We start from the raw sequence: 23,611 nt of genomic DNA on the forward strand, positions 1-23,611 counted from the left end.
ATCATTGCAAAGGGATCAAGCACCGATATACTCAAAGTAAGCTCATTGTTCAAAAGGTATACTAATGGAATACAACACTTCAGCACTGTGCGACATATATTTGGATCAAGTTGATGTCGTGGAGCCCATGTTCAGCAACTTCGGTGGACGTGCATCCTTCGCAGGACAGATCACGACATTAAAGTGTTTTGAAGACAATGCTTTGATTCGCTCCGTATTAGAGCAAGATGGCTTGGGACGTGTGTTGTTAATCGATGGTGGCGGCTCACTACGCAAAGCGCTGATCGATGCTGAGATTGCCCTACTTGCCGAAGACAATGAGTGGGAAGGTATTGTGGTTTACGGCTGCGTTCGTGAAGTCGATGAGCTAGAAGACATGAACATTGGTATTCAGGCTTTGGCTTCTATCCCTGTTGGTGCGAGCCAAGAAGGTGTCGGCGAATTGGACGTACCGGTCAACTTTGGCAGCGTAACCTTCTTACCGGAAGATTACCTCTACGCCGACAACACCGGCATTATTCTTTCGGCAGAGCCTTTAGATGTAGAACTTGATCTGGATGTTGAAGAAGAAGAGGTCGAGTAACTCTCACTCAGCTTCAAATAATAAAACAAACCATAAGAACACGAAGCATAAGAATACAAACAAAAACGCCCGCTACTCAGTAGCGGGCGTTTTTTTAAATCTGAAGAGTCAATTACTCTACGTCATCCATTTTACCAAGAAGGTTACGGATGCGATCTTGCCACGCTGAATGCTCTTCCTGCATTTGCTGAGTTTTTTGCTCTAGCTCGTGACGGCTTTCTTTAAGCTCACCAGCTTCTGTTGCTAGTGCTTGTTTCTCTTCTTTAAGCTCTTCCACTTCCATTTGAAGAAGTGCAATTGTATCTACTGCTGTTTGAATTTTTGCTTCTAGCTGCTCTAGTACTTCAAAAGACATTCTGGCCTACCTTTAAGTTATCCGTTTGATGGTGAAGGTCTACTCCACTTATTTCCCCATTCTACTCAGCAGAGCAAGGATAAACACTCAATATATTCGATATTTTGCGCCATTCGATGAAAAAAACAGCGCTTTTTACCGAATATTGACGTGAATTATTACTACCGCGACAACAGACTGATTATTTTGATGAATATTACCTGTTTTCACCCGCAAATTGATCAAGAGCAATCCCCAAAAAACAAAAAGGCAAACGTTTCCTTTGGGATATGGTAAAATTCGCCGCGAAATTTCTATTCCCCTTTTGAAAATTTTGGAGTCCGCATGAAACGCGATTTAGCAATGTCATTCTCTCGTGTCACTGAAGGTGCAGCACTAGCTGGTTACAAGTGGCTTGGCCGCGGCGATAAAAACGCTGCAGATGGCGCTGCTGTAGAAGTAATGCGTAGCCTACTGAACAAAACCGAAATTAGCGGCGAGATCGTTATCGGCGAAGGTGAGATCGATGATGCACCTATGCTATACATCGGTGAAAACGTCGGTATTGGCGGTGATGCAGTAGATATCGCCGTTGACCCAATTGAAGGGACACGCATGACAGCAATGGGTCAATCAAATGCATTGGCTGTCTTGGCTGCAGGCGAAAAAGGTAGCTTCCTAAAAGCACCTGACATGTACATGGAAAAATTGGTTGTTGGTCCTGGCGCAAAAGGCGTGATTGACCTAGAACTGCCGCTGACAGAAAACCTAGAAAACATTGCGAAAGCACTAGGTAAAACACTCGATACACTGGTAGTAACGACACTGGCTAAGCCACGCCATGATCAAGTGATTGCCGACATGCAGGCGATGGGCGTTCGTGTATTCGCAGTGCCAGACGGTGATGTTGCTGCTTCTATCCTCACGTGCATGCCAGACAGCGAAGTCGACGTAATGTACTGCATCGGCGGCGCACCTGAAGGCGTGGTTTCGGCTGCGGTTATTCGCGCACTCGACGGCGACATGCACGCACGCCTGCTTCCTCGCCATGAAGTAAAAGGTGATACAGAAGAGAACCGCAAGCACGGTGAGCTTGAACTAGAGCGTTGTGCTGAAATGGGCGTAACGGCCGGTATCGTGTTGAAGATGGAAGACATGGCTCGTAGCGACAACGTTGTATTCTCAGCAACCGGCATTACTAAGGGTGACCTTCTAGAGGGCATCACACGTACAGGTAATATCGCAACCACAGAAACACTGCTTATCCGTGGTCGCTGCCGTACGATTCGCCGCATCAAATCTATCCATTACCTAGAGCGTAAAGACCCAGAAGTAATCGGTCACATCCTATAGACCTAAACTCGCTCAAGCAGAACATTCGAAGGCTGATACCAAGTATCAGCCTTTTGTTTTATTGGTCATCAATAATCTGTGCATTTCACCTGCACCATAGTAAATGGTTTGCTTTATAAACACCTTGCCTCATAATAGTAAGGTTCATGAGGTAGAGATAGTATGAAAACAAGCGACAAAATCTTACAGACCATTAAGCGTCAAGGCGCGGTAACCGCGAAACAGTTGTCAGAAGAATTTGGCATGACGACAATGGGTGCAAGGCAACATCTGCAAAGTCTGGAAGATGACGGTATTCTTGCGTTTCATGATGTTAAAGTAAAAGTGGGTCGCCCGACTCGCCACTGGTCCCTGACTCAACAAGGCCATGGTCAATTTTCAGATCGACACGGTGAACTCACCATTCAAGTGATCGATGCTGTCGAGAACCTGTTTGGTAAAGAGGGGTTAGCTAAGGTTGCGGCCGAGCGCGAACAACACACCCTTAAGCAATATCAAACCGCGCTGTCTGATTGTGAATCGCTGAGCAGCAAGCTTAAAAAACTCACCCAGCTGCGTGAAGACGAAGGCTACATGGCTGAACTTCAAGAGCATGACGATCACTACATCTTGATCGAGAACCACTGCCCTATCTGCAAAGCTGCAACTCGCTGCCCTAGCCTGTGCCAATCTGAGCTCAATGTTTTCAAAGAATTACTCAAAGATGAATGTCATGTGAGCCGCACTGAACACATCATTACTGGCGAGCGTCGTTGTACTTATACCCTAACGCCAAGTTACTGATCCTGTCTCAATATTGAGAAAACACCAATAGATTAAAATTTGTACAAATTTCTTTCTTAAGCTTAAAGCATATGAAACATGCTTAATGCTAAGGAAGGAATCATGGCACATCCACAGCCCAATCAAAAACTGCCCCCTTTTGATGAACTGGTCCAACTCGCGAAAAGCGATCCGAAAGCATTCGATCAATTCAAACACGAGATGTGCGAACAGATGATTTGCTCAGCCTCAGAGACCATGCAAAACAGGCTTCGCGCTCAACAAAGTCATATCGATTTAGTCGTCAGCCGCTGCAAGAATCCACATCACGCTAATGTTGTTCTGATGCAAGAGCTGCGCTGTCAGGTCTGTAAATTCCAAGATGCACTCAAAGGCCGCTGCGATTTTGAAGAATCTCTGCCTGAAAATGTCGTGCCTTTCAGGCCAAATACAGAGCCAAAAATGTACTAACCGTTAAAGTATACTAACTGTTGAAATGTACTAACCGTTGAAATGGACTAGCGACAAAAACCATTCAAAGAAAAACGCCTTAAAAAGAAAAAGGGAGCACAAGGCTCCCTTCTTACTTATCAATCATTCAACCTTTAAACGGGATCTTCGCCGTAATCATTGCGGCCTTCTGTGCCTTTCAACAAGCCACACTCAATCAGAATCCACAAGCCACACACTAATGCTGCAACGGTTGCCGCCATATGAACTGGCGATACCGACTCTGTTGTCGTTGCTACCATTGGCGAAGCCAAACGCCCAAGCACCAGTGGCACGTTCAACAACAGCCAGTAGTTCGACTTATTGCGGTCGTGCCAACGCTTGGCGGTGACCGCAAGATCTGGGATAACCAGCAACAGTAGGAAGATTGGTAGCAGGATATAGGAATATGCAGGGAACAGAACAGAAATACCGGAAGCAAAACCAGTAATCGCTACATAGTAGAAAACATTCCAAATCCAGTAAGTCTTACGACCAATTCTCCCCTTGAAAGAGAGCAGTAAATCTTTCATCGACATCTTAAATACTCAAAAAATTAATACGCTACCAAAAAGTTAGCAGCAAATAGTCAGTTAATCACTTTTAGTTAGTTGATTCTTTTTAGCTAGTTCATCACTTTCTGAAAGCAACTTTTATCCATATCTCGTATGTTGACCGTTAGGCTACGGATATGGCTTGCCTGTTCTTGTAAGGTTTGCATCAACAAACGCGACAATTCTCTTTTCTGTTCTTCGGTACGTCCTGAAAGTAACTCAAAGCTAATATGAACAAAATCCACATTGTCCTCTTCATCACCGACCAACCAGTTATGACAGCGCAGTGAACGAGACTTCACAGAGGGTACATCAAACAAACCACAGTTTAATGTAACTTGATGAAGGTCTTCCAGTAAACCTTGGATATTCACTCGCTCATCCACTGAATTTGAGTACTCTAGAACTAGATTCGGCATTATTACTTCCTATTGTTAACGCAATCGTTTGTCCCTTAATAGCAACTAACGATGAAAAATCCGAGAAGTTAGCTATTATTCTGTCTGCCGGATCACTGATATATGCTCAAAATCTACTCTGACCATTGAGTAAGATCCAAGAAAGTCATGACCACAGTCATGATCTGTTGATATTATTCTGTTATATTATTTCGTAATAAAGTTTACTTTTTTACATTCGATTTATTTAAATACTTTGGAGATATTCCTATGCGTCATCCTGTAGTTATGGGTAACTGGAAACTAAACGGCAGCAAAGAAATGGTTGTTGATCTACTAAACGGTCTTAACGCTGAACTTGAAGGCGTAACAGGCGTAGACGTAGCAGTTGCTCCACCAGCACTTTTCGTTGATCTTGCTGAGCGTACGCTTACTGAAGCGGGCAGCGCGATCATCCTAGGTGCTCAAAACTCTGACCTAAACAACAGCGGTGCATTCACTGGCGACATGTCTCCAGCAATGCTTAAAGAGTTCGGCGCATCTCACATCATCATCGGTCACTCTGAGCGTCGTGAATACCACGCTGAGTCTGACGAATTCGTTGCTAAGAAATTCGCATTCCTAAAAGAGAACGGCCTAACTCCAGTTCTTTGTATCGGTGAGTCTGATGCACAAAACGAAGCAGGCGAAACTGTTGCTGTATGTGCTCGTCAACTTGACGCTGTTATCAACACTCAAGGTGTTGAAGCTCTTGAAGGCGCTATCATCGCTTACGAACCAATCTGGGCTATCGGTACTGGTAAAGCAGCTACAGCTGAAGATGCACAACGCATCCACGCTCAAATCCGTGCACACATCGCAGAGAAATCTGAAGACGTTGCTAAGAAAGTTGTTATCCAATACGGCGGTTCTGTTAAGCCAGAAAACGCAGCAGCTTACTTCGCACAACCAGACATCGACGGTGCTCTAGTTGGCGGCGCAGCTCTAGACGCGAAAAGCTTCGCAGCTATCGCTAAAGCAGCAGCTGAAGCAAAAGCTTAATTTAAACGTCACCGTTTAGATTAAATGAAAGGTCAACTTAGGTTGGCCTTTTTTATTGCCTGAGATTTGGTTTTAAAACAACAGGCACAAAAAAACCGCTGATAAATCAGCGGTTTTTAATATTTTAAGCGAACGCTAAGCGTGTCTTAGAACAACTCTTCTGCAACGCGGAACAGCTCAGAACGGTCTGGGTTCTGCATGTTCTCGATACAGTCGATGATGTCGTGGTGAACAAGCGCTTCTTTCTCGATACCAACACAACGACCACCGTGGCCTTCTTGAAGAAGGTGAACAGCGTAGTTACCCATGCGAGAAGCCAGTACACGGTCAAATGCAGTCGGGCGACCACCACGTTGGATGTGACCAAGAACCGTTGCACGAGTTTCACGACCTGTTGAAGCTTCGATCTCTTTCGCTAGTTCATTCGCATCCATCATTAACTCAGTTAGAGCGATGATTGCGTGCTTCTTACCTTTCGCAATACCATCTTGGATATTGCTGATAAGCTGATCTTTATCTAGGCCAGTCTCAGGTGTGATGATGTACTCACAACCACCCGCGATTGCTGACATAAGCGTAAGGTCACCACAGTGACGGCCCATGATTTCAACAATAGAAATACGTTGGTGAGAAGAAGACGTGTCACGTAGACGGTCGATTGAATCAATAACAGTGTTAAGCGCTGTTAGGTAGCCGATTGTGTAGTCAGTACCCGCGATATCGTTATCGATTGTGCCTGGAAGACCGATACATGGGTAACCCATCTCAGTCAGTTTCTTAGCACCCATGTAAGAACCGTCACCACCGATAACAACTAGTGCTTCGATACCGTGCTTCTTAAGGTTCTCGATGCCTTTCTCACGAACAGCAACGTCTTTGAACTCAGGGAAACGTGCAGAACCTAAGAAAGTACCACCACGGTTGATCACGTCAGATACGCTTGAACGGTCAAGCTTTTCGATACGGTCTTCAACAAGGCCTTGGTAGCCATCGTAAATACCGTAAACTTCAATGCCAACTGATAGCGCAGTACGAACTACACCACGAACTGCTGCGTTCATGCCTGGAGCGTCACCACCACTGGTCAAAACACCGATCTTCTTAATCATGCTCACCCTCGATTTTTGGGAATCTATTATTCAATTCTTATTCTTGCTGATTGTATATCAACAAGATTTTAAATCTATATTTGTGCGTTATGTTACATTTCCTCAACAGGAATAGCACTTAAATCGCGTAAAATTATGTAACATTTCTACTTCTGTAAGAGTATTACAGTTTTACTCAGTAACTTTGTTGATTCACATCAGAATCAACATTAATTGTTACTAAGGTGGTTTTTGAATCACCGAAGAATTAGTAATTTTTACTCACTTTAGTTCAAAAGCCACCTACTTACCATTTGCCAACCCTTTTTTAGCTCGCTTACCATGAGTGAAATTTCTGCTGCTTCTCGGGTCCAAATACGACCGAATACGGGTCTTGATGAATTAATACATCAGCATCAGGGAAAACGGAGATAAGCTTGTCTTCTACTTCGTCAGAAATGCGGTGCGCTTCAATAAGTGGGATATTATCTTCGAGTTCTAAATGCAATTGAATGAACCGAACAGGCCCTGAACGACGCGTTCTTAGTTGATGCACGCCAAGCACACCTTCCACACTCAGCGATGTCTCTTTTATCTGTTTTAATTCTTCATCTGGCAGCTTTCTATCAAGCAGAGATTGAATGGCTTCTGTTGCCATTTGGTAGGCACTGTAAAGAATGTAGATACCGATACCAATCGCGAATACCGAGTCCGCTTGACCAATGCCAAACCAGCTCAGTGCTAGCGCGAGCATGATCGCTGCATTCATATAAAGGTCGGATTGATAATGCAGTGAATCGGCGGCTATCGCTTGGCTGCCCGTTTTGCTGACAACATGTTTTTGGAATCGAACCAAACCAAAGGTCATTACGATCGCGAACAAGCTGACATAAATACCAATTTCAGGAGAGTTCAGCTCATGCGGTCGGAAGAAACGCTCAATACCATTAAGAATAAGGAAACAAGCGGAACCGGAAATAAACATTGCCTGCGCTAATGCAGCAAGAGACTCAGCCTTACCATGACCAAAGGTATGTTCTTTATCGGCAGGCTGAAGAGAGTAGCGAACCACCACTAGATTGACGACAGAAGCGGCGATATCCAACAGCGAATCAACCACAGAAGCTAATAAACTGACTGAACCTGTCACCCACCACGCAGCAACCTTCACAACCAATAATATGGAGGCAATGATGGTGGCAGCCCAAGCGGCGAGCGTAACTAAACGTGCGTATTCTTGTTTCATAATTTGGCTATAAAGTGACTGATAGCACAAAGTATAACCTGCAAACAATCAATTGAATATGACAGCTCGGATGTAAAACATTCATTTCTAGGGATCAAAAAAAGCGACACTCGGCCGCTTCTTTCTCAACACTGTCATTCAGTCCGGCTTTCTCAAGCCATGAATTACTTGTCTTTGTTCATGCGTTTTTCCATTTTGTCAGCACACTTCGCCATGCGCTCTTGTTGGATTTCTTTCAGCTGAGTCTTTTGCTCAGGCGTTAGTACGCTCATCATTTGGTGTTGCTTCTTAAGCATAGCAACACGACGCTCTGTTTGCTTCTCAACCATTTGGCTTGCTAGGTCGTTTGCTGCAGCTTCATCAAAAGTATCAGCTAGAACTAGATCTTGAACTTTCTCGTGATGCGCTTTCATTTGCGCCATTTTATCTGCTTTGTTGCCTGAGTGTTTTGCTTTCATCTCAGCGCGGTTCGCTTCGCGCATCTCTTTTAGTTCTGTTTTTTGAGCATCCGTCAGGTCTAGTTGACGCATCACTTTCTTATCGAAGCCGCCACATTTACCGTGCATGCCTTTGTGGTCGCCTTTATCGCCGCCGCCATATGCGAATGCGCTTGCTGTACCTAACATTAGTGGAAGTGCCGCAGCTGCTAGTACAAGTTTCTTAGTCATTTTCATAATTGTTGCCTCAATTCGGTATAATAAGTCATGTGTTGCGTCTGTTTCTCAGCGCTTAGATATAGATTAGTCTTTCCCTCGTAAAGTGACGTTTAGAAAGCGTAAAGAATCGTAAAGAGTGAAAGTTGACGAATAATTAGCAGTATTATTAACCTGTAAATAGTAGATAACCGATTAAGGCTTCCCAATGGCGAACATTCTTCTTATTGATGACGACACAGAACTAACCAGCTTACTGAAAGACATCCTGAGCTTTGAGGGCTTCACTGTTTCCGAAGCCAATGATGGCTATGCGGGACTTGACGCTATCAATGATGAGATTGATCTGATTCTTTTGGATGTGATGATGCCGCGCCTTAACGGTATGGAAACGCTAAAGAAGCTGAGAGAAAACTGGGAAACACCAGTATTGATGCTGACTGCCAAAGGCGAAGAGATCGACCGTGTTATTGGCCTTGAACTTGGCGCAGATGATTATTTGCCAAAGCCGTTCAGTGACCGAGAACTGCTCGCTCGTATTCGTGCCATCTTACGCCGAACACAGACTAACACCGCGCCTAAATCAGCCAGCGACACCATTCAATATCAAGACATCGAAGTCTTCCCTGGTAAACAAGAAGCCTACTGCAATGGTCAGCTCATCGACCTCACCACAACCGAGTTCGCACTACTGAGTCACCTTATCCAAAATCCAGGGCAAGTGATCACCAAAGAAGCATTGAGCTTAGATGTGTTAGGAAAAAGGCTTGCGGCGTTTGACCGCGCAATTGATATGCACATCTCCAATCTGCGTAAAAAGATTCCTGAGCGCAGCGACGGAAAATCTCGCATCAAAACCTTACGAGGCCGTGGCTACTTATTGGTAGAGGAAGATTAATGCGTATCCCTAAAATCACCAGCTTATATGGACGTATCTTTGCTATCTTTTGGTTCACCATGTTACTGGTGCTTTTGTCGGTGCTATCACTTCCTCATTTAGATCCACGTGTAGCACGTGATGTGCCCGCGGATCATCTAAATAAATTGGAGCGTATCGCTAAAATCACAGAGAAACGCTACGCCAAAGAACCTAATCTAGGCAAAATTGTTTTCCAACTTGAGGCACCACGTAGCCGCAAGGATTCTCGAGCTCGCATCTATTTAACCGACCTTGAAGGTGCTGTCCTTACGTCGAAAAGACATTCGGACTATAAACTTAAGGCGATTCGCAACTTTGTTACCTCGATTGATAACCCTGAAGTACCAAAACAGAAACTATACGGACACTACATGGTGGCAGGGCCAGTACCTATCACACTCGCTGGTGAAGAATTACTGATGTATGCCGGAGTAAAATGGAACCAACCACCGCCATTTTTGCTACGACTATTTGATAGACCTTTACAGCTGTTGCTTGCGGTAATGCTAGCAAGTACCCCGCTATTGCTATGGCTAGCTTGGGCATTGAGTCAACCCGCACGTAGGCTTGAACGCGCAGCGCAGCGTGTAGCAAAAGGGCAATTTGAGGTTGATCCAACACTTGAAAAAGGCACATCAGAATTCAGACAAGCGGGTGAAAGCTTTAACCAAATGGTGGAAGCGGTAAACCAGATGATTTCAGGGCAGCAGCGACTACTTTCTGATATCTCACACGAACTGCGCTCGCCATTGACTCGTCTACGTATGGCCAATGCACTGGCAATTCGTAAGCAAGGTGAGAGCCAAGAATTAGAACGTATTGATACCGAAGCGCAGCGTTTGGAACAAATGATCAGTGAGCTACTGACGCTATCTCGTATGCAGGTCGACAGCCACATAACTCGCGAGGTTCAACCTATCTCGAGCTTATGGGAAGAGATCTTAAAAGATGCAGAGTTTGAAGCTGAACAGATGGGTAAATTACTGACGTTTTCAGAGATCCCAGAACGTTCTATTTCAGGTAATCCTAAGCTGCTGATGAGTGCCTTAGACAATATTACGCGCAATGCTATCTACTACGGTAAAGACCAAGTCGATGTGCAATTCCATGTTGTCCAAGATCAGCTGACGATTTGCGTCAATGACAACGGTGATGGTGTACCGGAGGATGAACTGGATTCTATCTTCAGACCTTTCTACCGAGTTTCAACGGCACGCGATCGTAATTCAGGTGGCACTGGGCTTGGCCTCACCATTACAGAAAGTGCGATTCGCCAACACAGCGGAACCATCACTGCAAGCCGTAGCCAGCTCGGTGGATTACAACTCGAAATCACCCTACCAATCTTGCCGGTATAATACCCCCACAAAGATCACAGTTGATAATAATTGTTATTATCATTATGGTAAATCCTCTAATTAAGGAGGATTTACCATGTCACACACTTTCCCTACTTTACCCTACGCTTACGACGCCCTAGAACCTTACATTGATGCTAAGACGATGGAAATGCATTACAGCAAGCACCATAGAACCTACTACGATAAGTTTGTTGCGGCTATTTCTGGCAGCGAGCTAGAGCAACAGTCTCTGACCGAGATCTTCGCTAACATTTCTCAGTACAGCCCAGCGGTTCGTAACAATGGTGGCGGTTACTACAACCACATCTTGTATTGGAACTGCATGTCGCAAGACGGTGGTGGTGAACCCACGGGCGAGCTTGGCGAGGCTATCAAAAGTACTTTCGGAGATTTCGAGACATTCCAAGATCAGTTCGCTCAAGCGGCAATCAATACCTTTGGTTCAGGCTTCGCTTGGCTAGTGGTTGAAGAAGGACAACTGAAGATCATCTCGACTTCGAACCAAGACAATCCGTGGATGGATACGGTTGCCAGTAATGGCGAGCCCATCCTTGCACTCGATGTTTGGGAACACGCCTACTACATCAGCTACCAAAACCGTCGTCCTGATTACATCAATGCATGGTGGAACGTAGTGAATTGGAATGCGGTATCTGAAAACTACGCGCAGGCACTAGCGAACCAGGCCTAAGCTGAGGGTGGCGAACTGTACTCACTCAGCTTGCCACCGTATACTCTGGCTATCTTTGATTATTCTTGTGAACCAACATGTTTGATATCGCTCTATATGAACCAGAAATCGCGCCCAATACGGGTAACATCATCCGCCTATCAGCTAACTGCGGCGCAAACCTGCACCTTATCGAGCCGCTTGGTTTTGATTTCGAAGAGAAGAAAGTTCGTCGTGCGGGTTTAGATTATCACGACCTCGCACGAGTAAAGCGTCACAAGAATCTAGAAGCCTTCCTTGAGTATCTAGAGAATGAACGTGAGGGTGACTACCGTATCTTTGCTTGTACGACCAAGACCACTGGCCACCACGTTGATGCGAAATTCCAACAAGGTGATGTACTGATGTTTGGCCCAGAGTCTCGCGGTCTGCCTGCTGAGTTCATCGAAAGCATGCCAATGGAGCAACGCATTCGTATTCCAATGATGCCAGAAGCACGTAGCTTGAACCTGTCTAACGCAGTGGCCATTATTGCGTTCGAAGCTTGGCGACAAATGGGTTTTGAAGGCGCGGTATAACCCAATCTCAGTAAATTAATCTCAGTAAATAACTGTTCACACGGCCTGTTATCTGTTCCTGCTAGCAATCGTAAATAGCAGGTAACATGCAATAAAAAAGGCTCTTACCATTATCTCTTTCTTGCGAAGGATAAAGGTAAGAGCCTTTCCTGTTTGTCTCTCTATATAAAGAGACAAACCATTAATTTAAGCGGTTACGATCGTTGTCGTCGTCTTTCTTCTCAAACTCACCCTCAAAGGTGTTGCCGTCTTTTGATTGGTCAGATGGACCTGAATTGAATGGGTCTTGTCCAAATGGGCTCTGGCCAAAACCAGCTTGTCCACCCGCATGAAAACCACCAGACATATTGGTCACCACCATTTTTTCCATCATTTTCTTGGCAATCATCGCTCTTGGTGCTGGTAACAATACCAACATACCGAGTGCGTCCGTCATAAAGCCCGGAGTCAGCAGCAATACGCCTGCAACCGCAAGCATCACGCCTTCAAGAATCTGTTGTGCTGGCATTTCGCCTTGTTGCAACCGACCTTGAACAGACATAAGTGTCTGAATGCCTTGGCTACGAACCAGCGATGCACCCACAAATGCAGTGATCAAAACCAACGCGATAGTTGGCCACAATCCTAAGAAGCCACCAACTTGAATAAATAACCCAATCTCAATGATAGGTACGAAGATAAAGAGTAATAATAAGATAGGAAACACACGCCCTCCTTTGTTACGTCCAGTTTACGCTGAAAGCCCTACCAATCTCAAATTTATCCTGTAAATAAGCGTGTTTATTGACCCGGAATAAGTTTGCTAAATATTGACGAAACAAAAACGAAAAAGGTGATCAACTTAATATTTTTATGCGCTAAGTACAGTATCATGTGCCACATAAGTCAGGACGGATTTATCAGCCCAATATTCTAGCGAACGGAGTATTTGCACACAGAATAGGCTAATAACTAACTATATAATCAGAATAATTCTCTAAGGATCCTGTTATGGCTACTCAATCAGAAGCTCAAGTTGAAGCTCCTCAAGCTACTCGTCTCGAAGAAGATCTATTAGGTCAACGTCATGTTCCGGCTGATGCTTACTACGGCATCCACACTCTACGCGCAGTTGAAAACTTCAACATCTCAAATGTAACGATCTCAGATGTACCTGAATTCGTTCGCGGTATGGTGATGACAAAGAAAGCAGCGGCTTTAGCAAACAAAGAGTTAGGTGTAATTCCAAGCGAAGTGGCTAAATACATCATCGAAGCTTGTGACCTCATTCTAGACACTGGCAAGTGCATGGATCAGTTCCCATCGGATGTATTCCAAGGTGGCGCTGGTACTTCTGTAAACATGAATGCTAACGAAGTTGTGGCAAACGTGGCACTTGAACTTATGGGCAAAGAAAAAGGCCAATATGAGTTCATCAACCCGAATGACCATGTTAACCGCAGCCAATCAACTAACTGTGCTTACCCAACTGGTTTCCGTATCTCTGTGTACAACAGCGTTCGTAAACTGATTGACGCTATCGAGTACCTAAAAGGTGCATTCGAGCTTAAGAGCCAAGAATTCAACACAATCCTGAAGATGGGTCGTACTCAGCTTCAAGATGCTGTTCCAATGACGGTTGGCCAAGAGTTCCACGCTTGGGCTGTAACCATCAATGAAGAAATCAAAAACCTAGAATACACTTCAAAGCTTCTGCTTGAAGTTAACCTAGGCGCAACAGCTATCGGTACTGGTCTGAACGCAGCACCGGGTTACCAAGGCCTAGCAGTTAAGCACCTAGCAGAAGTAACTGGCTTAGAGTGTGTAGCGGCTGAAGATTTAATCGAAGCAACGTCTGACTGTGGCGCATACGTAATGACGCACGGCGCACTTAAACGTCTAGCGGTTAAACTGTCTAAGATCTGTAACGACTTACGTCTTCTTTCTTCAGGTCCACGTACTGGCTTCAACGAGCTAAACCTACCGGAACTGCAAGCAGGTTCTTCAATCATGCCTGCTAAAGTAAACCCAGTTGTACCTGAAGTAGTAAACCAAGTTTGCTTTAAAGTTCTAGGTAACGACAACACGGTTTCTTTCGCAGCAGAAGGCGGTCAACTTCAACTGAACGTAATGGAACCCGTTATCGCACAGAGCATGTTTGAGTCTTTAGACATCCTGACAAACGCATGTGTGAACCTACGCGACAAATGTGTAGACGGCATTACTGTAAACAAAGAAGTATGTGAATCTCACGTATTTAACTCTATCGGTATCGTTACTTATCTAAACCCATACATTGGCCACCACGAGGGTGACATTGTAGGTAAGATTTGTGCTGAAACAGGTAAGAGTGTTCGTGATGTGGTTCTAGAGCGCGGTTTATTGAGCGAAGAAGAACTTGATGACATTTTCTCTGTTGAAAATCTGATGCATCCTCAGTATAAAGCTAAACGCTACGAATAACGGTAGCGAGAAAGGGCTCCAAACGGAGCCCTTTTTTAGGCTCCAATACGGTTAACCCTGCTGACCTTGTGGATTTCCGTTGGTTGCGTTTTTGCTTAATTAGACCTAAACCATAGAACTATTATGTGAACATTCCAGTGGCGAATGTTCACATAATAAAATCTAAAATGAGGTGTTACTTATGATTGCAGTAGAACTATTTGTCGTCCTGCTCTTTATCTTTTTGGGGGCCAGAATTGGCGGTATCGGTATTGGTTTTGCCGGTGGTGCTGGTGTTATTGCCCTTTCATTAATTCTTGGTGTTCCAACAAGCCAATCTTTTATCCCGGTCGATGTAATTTTGATCATCATGTCGGTTATCACCGCAATTGCAGCAATGCAGGTTGCTGGCGGTATGGACTGGTTGGTACAAATTGCAGAAAACTTCTTGCGTAAACACCCTGAACGCATCACCTTTTACGCGCCGATTGTGACCTTTGTAATGACACTAATGGCGGGTACTGGTCACACAGCATTCTCTACGCTGCCTGTTATTGCAGAAGTAGCAAAAGGCCAAGGTGTTCGTCCTTCTCGTCCACTGTCTATCGCAGTTGTAGCCTCTCAAATTGCGATCACAGCTTCGCCTATTTCGGCAGCAGTTGTGGCTTTCGCAGCGATGCTTGCACCCTTTGGTGTCGATTACCTAACGCTATTGATGGTTTGTATTCCAACAACCTTCATCGCTTGTATGGTTGGTGCGGTTGTCGCGAACTACATGGGCAGCGAACTGAAAGACGATCCTATTTACCAAGAACGTCTAGAGAAAGGTCTAATCAAGCTAGCAACAGAAGAGAAACGCGAAATTCTACCAACAGCGAAAAAAGCGACTTACATCTTCCTTGCGGCGATTGGTTTTGTTGTTTGCTACGCAGCCGCTATCTCTAGCTCTGTTGGCCTAATTGAAAACCCAGCACTGGGCCGTAACGAAGCGATCATGTCTGTGATGCTGGCAGCAGCAGCGGCAATCGTGATGTTCACTAAGATTGATGCAGCAAAGATTTCTTCAGCGCCAACATTCCGCTCTGGTATGACAGCGTGTGTATGTGTACTGGGTGTGGCTTGGTTAGGTTCAACGTTTGTGAATGCACACGTTGCTGAAATCAAAGACGTTGCTGGTGCTCTACTGGCTGACTACCCTTGGATGCTGGCTCTTGTTCTGTTCTTCGCTTCTATGCTGCTTTACTCTCAAGGCGCAACAACGGTTGCACTGATGCCTGCAGCTCTAGCGATTGGCGTAGCACCACTAACAGCCGTAGCTTCTTTTGCTGCGGTAAGTGCACTGTTCGTACTTCCAACTTACCCTACGCTACTGGCAGCGGTTGAGATGGATGACACAGGTTCAACTCGTATTGGTAAGTACGTATTTAACCACCCATTCTTCATTCCTGGTGTGGCAACAATCAGTACAGCGGTAGCACTCGGCTTCGCATTCGGCGGTCTATTTATCTAACACTCGCTGAAAAACCAAACCTAAAAGGAAGCTTCGGCTTCCTTTTTTCTTTTCTGAACAATGTGTTTATTTGATACGTATCAAATAAACATTATAAACTTAAAAACCCGAACAAAAATAACGTTTGAATAAAATTCCAAGAATATTCACGCCATTCATTAACAATGCCTGCCAACGCAACCACCCCTTGTTTCTCTCTAATTAACATCGAATATTAATCCAAGCTAACTAACCAAAAAACCTTGCTCTTTTTCTAACGTTTTTCAGCCTATTCATTGGTCACTATTTTTGTGAACAATACCAAAATTAAATGGCGACGTAAGGAATAAAATAACCGCAGTTAAATTAAATCTTAATTCATTTGGATATATAAATATAAAGATACTTATATTTAAAGTCGGCAACGTCATATAGATGAACGCTCTATAAGGGCAATAATTTTATATCGTTGAATGCTTTATAAATGTCACTGTATTTACAATCTATAAACATTAGTCGCTAATTCACGTCAATTCTATTTAGGATGATGTAAGGAGATAGCCATGACGACTCAGACGATACCAAGCGAGAAAAAAAAGGGCGGCTTCTTTGCCAACTTTAAATTCCCTTCTGCCTACACCATTCTATTTATTCTAATTGCATTCGTAGCCCTGCTTACCTGGGTTGTTCCAGCAGGCCAATACGACCGAGCAATGAATGAAGAGTTAGGTCGAGAAGTACCGGTAACCGGCACCTATCAAGCAGTAGAAGGTAACCCTCAAGGTGTGATTGACGTACTACTCGCGCCTATTGACGGTTTCTACGACCACAATAGCTATGAAGCTGCAGCAATCGATGTTTCGCTGTTCATCTTAATCATTGGTGGCTTCTTAGGGCTAGTAACCAAAACTGGCGCCATCGATGCCGGTATCGAACGCGTCACCGCCCGCCTAGAAGGGCGAGAAGAGTTGATGATACCGATACTGATGGCATTGTTTGCTGCTGGCGGTACCGTCTACGGCATGGCGGAAGAATCACTGCCATTCTATACGCTGCTAGTACCTGTAATGATGGCCGCTCGCTTTGACCCTCTTGTTGCCGCTGCGACCGTACTGCTTGGCGCAGGGATTGGGGTGCTAGGGTCAACGATTAACCCATTCGCGACCGTTATTGCTGCCAACGCCTCCGGCATTCCATTTACCGACGGTATCGTGCTGCGTGTTGGTATGCTGATTATTGGTTGGGGTATTTGTGTCGCTTACGTTATGCGTTACGCAAGAATGGTTCAAGCCGACCCAACAACATCGATTGTCTACGACAAATACGAAGAGAACAAAGCGCACTTCTTAGGTAATGCCAGCGGCGAAAAACTTGAATTCACCGCGACTCGTAAACTGATTCTGACCATTTTCGGTGGCTCTTTCGCTGTGATGATTTACGGCGTATCCGTTGCTGGATGGTGGATGGCCGAGATCTCCGCGATGTTCTTAGCGGCGACAATCATCGTTGGTATTGTATCTCGCATGAGCGAGGAAGAGTTTACGACTAGCTTCATTGATGGTGCCCGCGACCTACTTGGTGTAGCGCTTATCATCGGTATCGCGCGTGGTATCGTGGTCGTGATGGACCGAGGTATGATCACCGATACGATTCTGTTCTCTGCAGAACAAATGGTAACGGGGCTTTCTTCAGTTATCTTTATTAACGTGATGTTCTTCTTAGAGATTTTGTTGTCCTTCTTAGTGCCATCAACGTCTGGTTTAGCCGTACTCACCATGCCAATCATGGCACCACTGGCCGACTTTGCTGGCGTAGGTCGTGACCTCGTTATCACCGCTTACCAATCGGCATCTGGCTTGGTGAACCTAATCACCCCGACCTCTGCGGTTGTGATGGGTGGCTTGGCGATTGCCCGCGTCCCTTATGTTCGCTGGGTTAAATGGGTAATGCCATTAGTCGGTATCTTAATGGTGTTCTGCATCGTTGTACTAAGTATTGGTGCGCTGATCTAACTTAAAGCACTTCACTCCGTTCTCATCCAAAGCCGCTTCCATAGCGGCTTTTTTTATTGCTATCTAATCCAACTCCAACCCAATCACCAAAACAACCTGCCGAGCTGCACACGCTTCATTTAACACCTCTCTATGACCTATCTCAGTAGCAAAGCTTAAACAAGCAAAAACCACTTGCGACAAAGAGTAAGCCAACGTTTAAATATCAACATTAAGGCTAATAAAACGCCAACTATTCTTCGCTCTTATATTTATACAAATATTTAGTCATTTATTAACGTTAATTATATTTAAAGTAATTCACTCCGTAATAACCAAAGAGGAAACAGTAGTGATTTTTATAGAAAACCGGCTTAAAAAGCCCAATTATAAAGTGTGACCACAATAGCTTTATTCGCATTTAAATTGTTAAATAATAATTAATTCTACGTACAAAATTAAATATATAAATACTAACATTGCATACTTCCAATCTAAGCTCATTCTTATCAATAAAACCATTTTGCATATAATCCCTCACAAATTGGATTCTAGCTAGGCGAATGAAAAAAGCATGCATAATATTCCCAAGTAGTTAACTATTTAGAAAAGGCCAGCAATAGTTGAAAGTGCATAAAGTTTGTTAAAACCCTTGATTTTAAAGGGCTGCGGGATAAAAAACGATTTGTGATAGATCTCTAAGAATACCTGACTAGCAGGCGTAATATTAATTCCAGACAAGAGATATGAATAAAACAATTCATTCTTCTCAACTGAAAATAAATAATTACTCTTAGCGATAAAAGTAATTCAAATATATAAGAGAGAGACGATCATGAGTAAGTTCTATGTAGGTTCTGAAATAGGTCAATTACGCCGCGTTCTAGTTCACCGTCCAAGACGCGCACTGACTCACCTAACACCCTCTAACTGTCACGATTTGCTGTTTGATGACGTACTGGCTGTTGAGCGTGCAGGTAAAGAGCATGACGCATTTACTCAAACGCTACGTGATCAAGGTGTTGAGGTTCTTCTTCTTACTGACTTGCTAGCCGACACACTAGCGGTGTCAGAAGCGAAAGATTGGCTACTAAGCTGCCAAGTATCTGATTACCGTTTGGGTAAAACATTCGCCAATGATGTGCGCTGCTACTTGGGCGACTTACCAAACCTAGAGCTAGCAAAAATTCTAACGGGCGGTTTGTCTTACGCTGAGATGCCAATGAAATCATCTTCAATGATGCAAGGCATGCACGCACCAACCGACTTCATTATCGAGCCTCTACCAAACCACCTATTTACTCGCGACACGTCTTGCTGGGTATACGGCGGTGTCTCTATCAACCCAATGGCGAAACCTGCTCGTCAACGTGAAACCAACCACGTTCGCGCTATTTACCGCTGGCACCCAACATTCGCAGGCCAAGACTTCATTAAATACTTCGGCGATGAAGAAAAAATCAATTACGACAACTCTACGATTGAAGGTGGTGACGTTCTTGTGCTCGGTCGTGGCGCGGTGCTTATCGGTATGTCTGAACGTACAACAGCACAAGGTGTTGAACACTTAGCATCTAGCCTATTCAAACACGGTCAAGCGAAACAAGTTATCGCAATGCAGCTACCAAAACACCGCTCTTGCATGCACTTAGACACCGTAATGACGCACATGAACGAAGATACGTTCTCTGTTTACCCTGAAGTGGTGAGTAAAGATGTGCAGTGTTGGAACCTAACTGGCGATGAGTCAGGCGCAGTGAAAGTGAAAGAAGAAGGCTACTTCGTAACGGCTATCGAAAAAGCACTTGGCGTAGACAAGCTAAACCTAATCACAACTGGTGGCGACAACTTCCATGCAGAACGTGAACAGTGGAACGATGCAAACAACGTTCTAACGGTTAAACCTGGCGTCGTTATTGGCTACGAAGGCAACACATACACCAACGAAAAATACGACAAAGCAGGCATCACGGTTCTTCCGATTCCAGGAGACGAACTTGGCCGCGGTCGCGGTGGCGCACGCTGCATGAGCTGCCCAATTGAGCGTGATGGTATCTAATCACTAAGACGAAAACGGCCAAGTTGAACGATCTTAAATAATCTCAGCTTGGCCAAAATGAGAGAACACAATTATGACTAAGCAAACTGTTGTTGTTGCACTCGGCGGTAACGCCCTACTTCGTCGCGGTGAGCCGTTAGAAGCCGACGTTCAACGCCGTAATATTGAAACAGCGGTTAAAACCATCTCTGAAATCGCGAAAGTGTACAACGTGGTTCTAGTACACGGTAATGGCCCACAAGTTGGCCTACTTGCTCTGCAAGGTTTGGAATACAAAAAAGTAAACCCGTATCCGCTGGATGTATTGGGCAGTGAAACTCAAGGCATGATCGGCTACATGCTGATGCAAGAGTTCAAGAACTACCTGCCTGACCGCAACATCTCGTGCATGTTGACGCAAATGACCGTCGATCCGAACGACCCTGCATTTGCTGATCCAACGAAGCCAATTGGCCCGATCTACGAAGAAGCAGAAGCACGTGAATTGGCGGAAAAATACCACTGGATAGTGAAACCAGATGGCAAACATTTCCGTCGTGTAGTACCAAGCCCAAGACCGACAGGCATTGTTGAACACGAAGCGATCACACAGCTTATTGAGGCGGGTCACCTAGTCATTTGTACTGGTGGCGGTGGTATCCCAGTGAAAAAAGAGAATGGCAAATTAGTCGGGGTTGAAGCTGTTATCGATAAAGACATGTCGGCCGCTTTCTTAGCTAAACAATTGGATGCAGATGCCCTGCTTATTTTGACTGACGCTGACGCTGTATACCTTGATTGGGGCAAACCAACTCAACACGCACTACGCAGTACCACACCAGGTGAATTGGCGAAGTTTGAATTTGATGAAGGCTCAATGGGGCCAAAAATTGAAGCATCATGCGAATTCATTCAACAAGGCGGCAAAGTGGTTGGTATCGGCGCACTCGAAGATGGCTTGCAAATACTGCAAGGCCAAGCGGGCACCAATATCACCAAAGATTAACGCACTAGCGAGCTTTATCATCTTGAAAAACTTAAAGCTTGAGAACCTTAAAGCTTAAGAAGCTGAAACCTTGAGAGCTTTTAAAGCTTGCGAAAACAGAATTAAACGAAACAAACAGAACCGAACAAATTTAACTAAAAAATTGAATCGCGCTTTCTTGAATTTTCTTTCCCTGTAACAAGAAAGCGCCTAAATCTAAGAAGGAATACATCATGGCTTTTAACCTACGCAATCGTAACTTCCTAAAACTACTAGATTTCACTCCACGCGAAATTCAACACTTGTTAGATCTTTCTATGGAGCTAAAAAAAGCGAAGTACAACGGTTACGAACAGCCAACACTGACTGGCAAAAACATTGCGCTTATCTTTGAGAAAACGTCTACTCGTACTCGTTGTGCATTTGAAGTTGCCGCGTTCGACCAAGGTGCTCGAGTGTCTTACTTAGGCCCATCTGGCTCTCAAATTGGCCACAAAGAATCAATGAAAGATACCGCTCGCGTTCTTGGCCGTATGTACGATGGCATTGAATACCGCGGCTTCGGTCAAGAAATCGTTGAAGAGCTAGGCGCTTACGCTGGTGTACCAGTATGGAATGGCCTAACTGACGAATTCCACCCAACACAAATCTTGGCTGACTTCCTAACCATGACAGAATACGGTCGTGGTAAACAACTGCATGAAATCAGCTTTGCTTACCTAGGTGATGCTCGCAACAACATGGGTAACTCTCTGATGGTTGGCGCTGCGAAAATGGGCATGGACATTCGCCTTGTTGCTCCAAAACAATTCTGGCCACAAGAAGAACTATTGGCTCAATGTCGTGAAATCGCAGAACACACTGGCGGCAAAATTACGCTAACAGAAGATGTTCAAGAAGGCGTGCAAGGTTGTGACTTCCTATACACCGACGTTTGGGTATCAATGGGCGAAGCAAAAGAAGCATGGGCTGAGCGCATTAACCTAATGATGCCTTACCAAGTCAACATGGACATGATCAAGGCAACAGGCAACCCACATGTGAAATTCATGCACTGCCTACCGGCTTTCCACGGCGAAGATACCACAGTAGGCAAACAGCTTGCTGCTGAATATCCGCAACTTAAAGATGGCGTAGAAGTGACAGATGAAGTGGTCGAGTCTGAATACTCTATCGTGTTCGATGAAGCAGAAAACCGCATGCACACAATCAAAGCAGTCATGGTTGCGACATTAGGCAGCTAAGAAGTTAAGAAATTAAGCAGTTAAGCAGTTAAGCACTCACTTGTTCGCAAGACGTTAATAAGTTAAGTGCAATGACAGGGAAATGCGGGTGGCGTTCTTGGGATTTTGACCTTGGATAAAGCTCGCATTTTTTTTCATGTAGTTGAATAGGTTATTACCTAAAAAAGCCTGAGATTCTCAGTTCCAACAAAGGCTTAAATGGAAGCTTAAAATGGACGTTATTTCGCATAAAAATCCATTAAATGAATACTTTACAGAAAGTATTGCATGGACTTTTTATCTGAGTATAATCCTCCGCAATTTGTCTTAAGAGAGCAAAAAATGAACCGCAATTTTGTCGCACATGATTGTCAACCAATACGCCTTAGAATGGCGTTGGTGTCATTTTTATTTTGCTCTATTGATCGTTTCGAAGCCTCCTATTTTTAGGGGGCTTTTTTTTGTCCGCAATTTGACTGTATGCATAGAAAAAGGAAGACCCGTTATGGCGCATTCGTTATTTAACAAGCACATCATCTCCATTCCAGAGCTCTCTCGTGATGAACTGGAGCTTATCGTCGATACTGCCGCAAGACTCAAAGCAGAGCCAAATCCAGAGCTGCTGAAAAATAAGGTTGTCGCGAGCTGCTTCTTTGAACCTTCAACTCGAACTCGCCTTTCATTTGAAACCGCAGTTCAGCGTCTTGGCGGAACCGTCATCGGCTTTGATAATGGCGGAAACACATCACTGGCTAAGAAAGGCGAAACACTTGCCGATTCGGTGCAGGTCATTTCTTCTTACGTCGATGCCTTTGTGATGCGTCACCCACAAGAAGGCGCAGCACGTTTAGCCTCTGAATTCTCTAACGGTGTGCCAATTGTGAATGGTGGCGACGGTGCGAACCAACACCCAACGCAGACCTTGTTGGATCTGTTCTCGATTTACGAAACGCAAGGCACGCTCGATAACCTCAATGTGGCATTCGTTGGCGACCTAAAATATGGCCGTACCGTGCACTCATTGACGCAAGCATTATCAAAATTCAATAACGTGCGTTTCTTCTTTATCGCGCCAGAAGTGTTAGCGATGCCAGATTATATCTGTGAAGAATTAGAAGAGATGGGTATCCAATACAGCACCCACAGCAGCATTGAAGAAGTGGTGCCTGAACTGGATGTTCTGTACATGACTCGCGTACAGAAAGAGCGCTTTGATGCGTCAGAATACGCACACATGAAATCGGCTTACATTCTGACGGCCGATACGCTGAAAGACGCTCGCCAAAACATGAAGGTACTTCACCCACTGCCACGCGTCGACGAAATCACAACTGACGTCGATAAAACGCCACACGCTTACTACTTCGAACAAGCCGAAAACGGTGTGTATGCACGTGAAGCTTTATTAGCCCTAGTTCTAAACGACACTTTATAA

General features: G+C 44.7%; 23 protein-coding genes. 16 read left to right on the top strand and 7 right to left on the bottom strand.

What is annotated here, in order from left to right:
- Positions 1 to 64: 64 nt before the first annotated feature.
- Entirely contained in the window at positions 65 to 583 is a 519-nt protein-coding gene (gene rraA / locus AC3CID_RS14550; protein WP_017077596.1) for a ribonuclease E activity regulator RraA, read from the top strand.
- A 112-nt stretch (positions 584 to 695) separates the two neighbouring features.
- Here the strand turns inward: rraA and zapB are convergent, their stop codons facing one another.
- The gene (gene zapB / locus AC3CID_RS14555; protein WP_004729696.1) at positions 696 to 938 is read right to left on the bottom strand and encodes a cell division protein ZapB; all 243 of its coding nucleotides are present in this window, start codon (positions 936 to 938) and stop codon (positions 696 to 698) included.
- A 324-nt stretch (positions 939 to 1,262) separates the two neighbouring features.
- On the opposite strand from zapB, the gene glpX reads away from it, so the two are divergent.
- The 3 genes from glpX (at position 1,263) to AC3CID_RS14570 (ending at position 3,503) form a co-directional block, all read left to right on the top strand.
- On the top strand, positions 1,263 to 2,270 hold the full coding sequence (glpX, locus tag AC3CID_RS14560) for a class II fructose-bisphosphatase (RefSeq protein ID WP_004729697.1): 1,008 nt from the start codon (positions 1,263 to 1,265) through the stop codon (positions 2,268 to 2,270).
- Positions 2,271 to 2,432: 162 nt separating this feature from the next.
- A complete protein-coding gene (locus tag AC3CID_RS14565; protein WP_054548230.1) occupies positions 2,433 to 3,053 on the top strand; it encodes a helix-turn-helix transcriptional regulator in 621 nt (206 codons plus the stop codon).
- A gap of 102 nt (positions 3,054 to 3,155) precedes the next feature.
- Positions 3,156 to 3,503, top strand: a complete 348-nt coding sequence (locus AC3CID_RS14570; protein ID WP_017077594.1) for a DUF3135 domain-containing protein — start codon at positions 3,156 to 3,158, stop codon at positions 3,501 to 3,503.
- A 134-nt stretch (positions 3,504 to 3,637) separates the two neighbouring features.
- Here AC3CID_RS14570 and AC3CID_RS14575 read toward each other — a convergent pair whose 3' ends face one another.
- Positions 3,638 to 4,060: a DUF805 domain-containing protein gene (locus AC3CID_RS14575; protein WP_488526702.1), complete on the bottom strand. Its 423-nt coding sequence runs from the start codon at positions 4,058 to 4,060 to the stop codon at positions 3,638 to 3,640.
- Positions 4,061 to 4,146: 86 nt separating this feature from the next.
- The gene (locus AC3CID_RS14580) at positions 4,147 to 4,494 is read right to left on the bottom strand and encodes a 5-carboxymethyl-2-hydroxymuconate Delta-isomerase (protein WP_017077592.1); all 348 of its coding nucleotides are present in this window, start codon (positions 4,492 to 4,494) and stop codon (positions 4,147 to 4,149) included.
- Positions 4,495 to 4,743: 249 nt separating this feature from the next.
- Here AC3CID_RS14580 and tpiA point away from each other — a divergent pair, with 249 nt between their 5' ends.
- Positions 4,744 to 5,514: a triose-phosphate isomerase gene (gene tpiA / locus AC3CID_RS14585; RefSeq protein ID WP_004729704.1), complete on the top strand. Its 771-nt coding sequence runs from the start codon at positions 4,744 to 4,746 to the stop codon at positions 5,512 to 5,514.
- 146 nt (positions 5,515 to 5,660) lie between these two features.
- Here tpiA and pfkA read toward each other — a convergent pair whose 3' ends face one another.
- From pfkA to AC3CID_RS14600, 3 genes are all read right to left on the bottom strand, one after another.
- Positions 5,661 to 6,623 carry a 6-phosphofructokinase gene (gene pfkA / locus AC3CID_RS14590; protein ID WP_004729705.1) on the bottom strand — a complete coding sequence of 321 codons (963 nt, stop codon included), beginning with the start codon at positions 6,621 to 6,623 and terminating at the stop codon, positions 5,661 to 5,663.
- A 316-nt stretch (positions 6,624 to 6,939) separates the two neighbouring features.
- Positions 6,940 to 7,848: a CDF family cation-efflux transporter FieF gene (gene fieF, locus AC3CID_RS14595; RefSeq protein WP_026012358.1), complete on the bottom strand. Its 909-nt coding sequence runs from the start codon at positions 7,846 to 7,848 to the stop codon at positions 6,940 to 6,942.
- A gap of 164 nt (positions 7,849 to 8,012) precedes the next feature.
- On the bottom strand, positions 8,013 to 8,522 hold the full coding sequence (locus tag AC3CID_RS14600; RefSeq protein ID WP_065207420.1) for a CpxP family protein: 510 nt from the start codon (positions 8,520 to 8,522) through the stop codon (positions 8,013 to 8,015).
- Positions 8,523 to 8,709: 187 nt separating this feature from the next.
- Between AC3CID_RS14600 and AC3CID_RS14605 the strand changes: the two genes are divergently transcribed.
- From AC3CID_RS14605 to AC3CID_RS14620, 4 genes are all read left to right on the top strand, one after another.
- Positions 8,710 to 9,399 carry a response regulator gene (locus AC3CID_RS14605; RefSeq protein ID WP_171308887.1) on the top strand — a complete coding sequence of 230 codons (690 nt, stop codon included), beginning with the start codon at positions 8,710 to 8,712 and terminating at the stop codon, positions 9,397 to 9,399.
- On the top strand, positions 9,399 to 10,778 hold the full coding sequence (cpxA, locus tag AC3CID_RS14610; protein ID WP_054548232.1) for an envelope stress sensor histidine kinase CpxA: 1,380 nt from the start codon (positions 9,399 to 9,401) through the stop codon (positions 10,776 to 10,778). The genes AC3CID_RS14605 and cpxA overlap by 1 nt, the downstream gene beginning before the upstream one ends.
- A 76-nt stretch (positions 10,779 to 10,854) precedes the next feature.
- On the top strand, positions 10,855 to 11,472 hold the full coding sequence (locus AC3CID_RS14615) for a superoxide dismutase (protein ID WP_488526703.1): 618 nt from the start codon (positions 10,855 to 10,857) through the stop codon (positions 11,470 to 11,472).
- 77 nt (positions 11,473 to 11,549) lie between these two features.
- Positions 11,550 to 12,029 carry a tRNA (cytidine(34)-2'-O)-methyltransferase gene (locus AC3CID_RS14620; RefSeq protein WP_004729711.1) on the top strand — a complete coding sequence of 160 codons (480 nt, stop codon included), beginning with the start codon at positions 11,550 to 11,552 and terminating at the stop codon, positions 12,027 to 12,029.
- Between the two features lie 181 nt (positions 12,030 to 12,210).
- Here the strand turns inward: AC3CID_RS14620 and AC3CID_RS14625 are convergent, their stop codons facing one another.
- Entirely contained in the window at positions 12,211 to 12,735 is a 525-nt protein-coding gene (locus AC3CID_RS14625; protein WP_004729712.1) for an FxsA family protein, read from the bottom strand.
- Between the two features lie 284 nt (positions 12,736 to 13,019).
- Here AC3CID_RS14625 and aspA point away from each other — a divergent pair, with 284 nt between their 5' ends.
- From aspA to pyrB, 7 genes are all read left to right on the top strand, one after another.
- Positions 13,020 to 14,471, top strand: a complete 1,452-nt coding sequence (gene aspA, locus AC3CID_RS14630) for an aspartate ammonia-lyase (RefSeq protein WP_004729713.1) — start codon at positions 13,020 to 13,022, stop codon at positions 14,469 to 14,471.
- A gap of 181 nt (positions 14,472 to 14,652) precedes the next feature.
- Positions 14,653 to 15,960 (top strand): anaerobic C4-dicarboxylate transporter, encoded by a 1,308-nt coding sequence (locus AC3CID_RS14635; RefSeq protein WP_004729714.1) that lies wholly within the window; start codon positions 14,653 to 14,655, stop codon positions 15,958 to 15,960.
- Between the two features lie 542 nt (positions 15,961 to 16,502).
- Positions 16,503 to 17,951, top strand: a complete 1,449-nt coding sequence (locus AC3CID_RS14640; RefSeq protein ID WP_114634081.1) for a YfcC family protein — start codon at positions 16,503 to 16,505, stop codon at positions 17,949 to 17,951.
- Between the two features lie 814 nt (positions 17,952 to 18,765).
- On the top strand, positions 18,766 to 19,989 hold the full coding sequence (gene arcA / locus AC3CID_RS14645; protein ID WP_054548236.1) for an arginine deiminase: 1,224 nt from the start codon (positions 18,766 to 18,768) through the stop codon (positions 19,987 to 19,989).
- Positions 19,990 to 20,062: 73 nt separating this feature from the next.
- Positions 20,063 to 20,974, top strand: a complete 912-nt coding sequence (gene arcC / locus AC3CID_RS14650; RefSeq protein ID WP_146456945.1) for a carbamate kinase — start codon at positions 20,063 to 20,065, stop codon at positions 20,972 to 20,974.
- Between the two features lie 212 nt (positions 20,975 to 21,186).
- Positions 21,187 to 22,197 (top strand): ornithine carbamoyltransferase, encoded by a 1,011-nt coding sequence (locus AC3CID_RS14655; RefSeq protein WP_004729719.1) that lies wholly within the window; start codon positions 21,187 to 21,189, stop codon positions 22,195 to 22,197.
- A 484-nt stretch (positions 22,198 to 22,681) separates the two neighbouring features.
- The gene (gene pyrB, locus AC3CID_RS14660; protein WP_004729720.1) at positions 22,682 to 23,611 is read left to right on the top strand and encodes an aspartate carbamoyltransferase; all 930 of its coding nucleotides are present in this window, start codon (positions 22,682 to 22,684) and stop codon (positions 23,609 to 23,611) included.

Source organism: Vibrio sp. QJM3NY_21 (assembly GCF_057785975.1).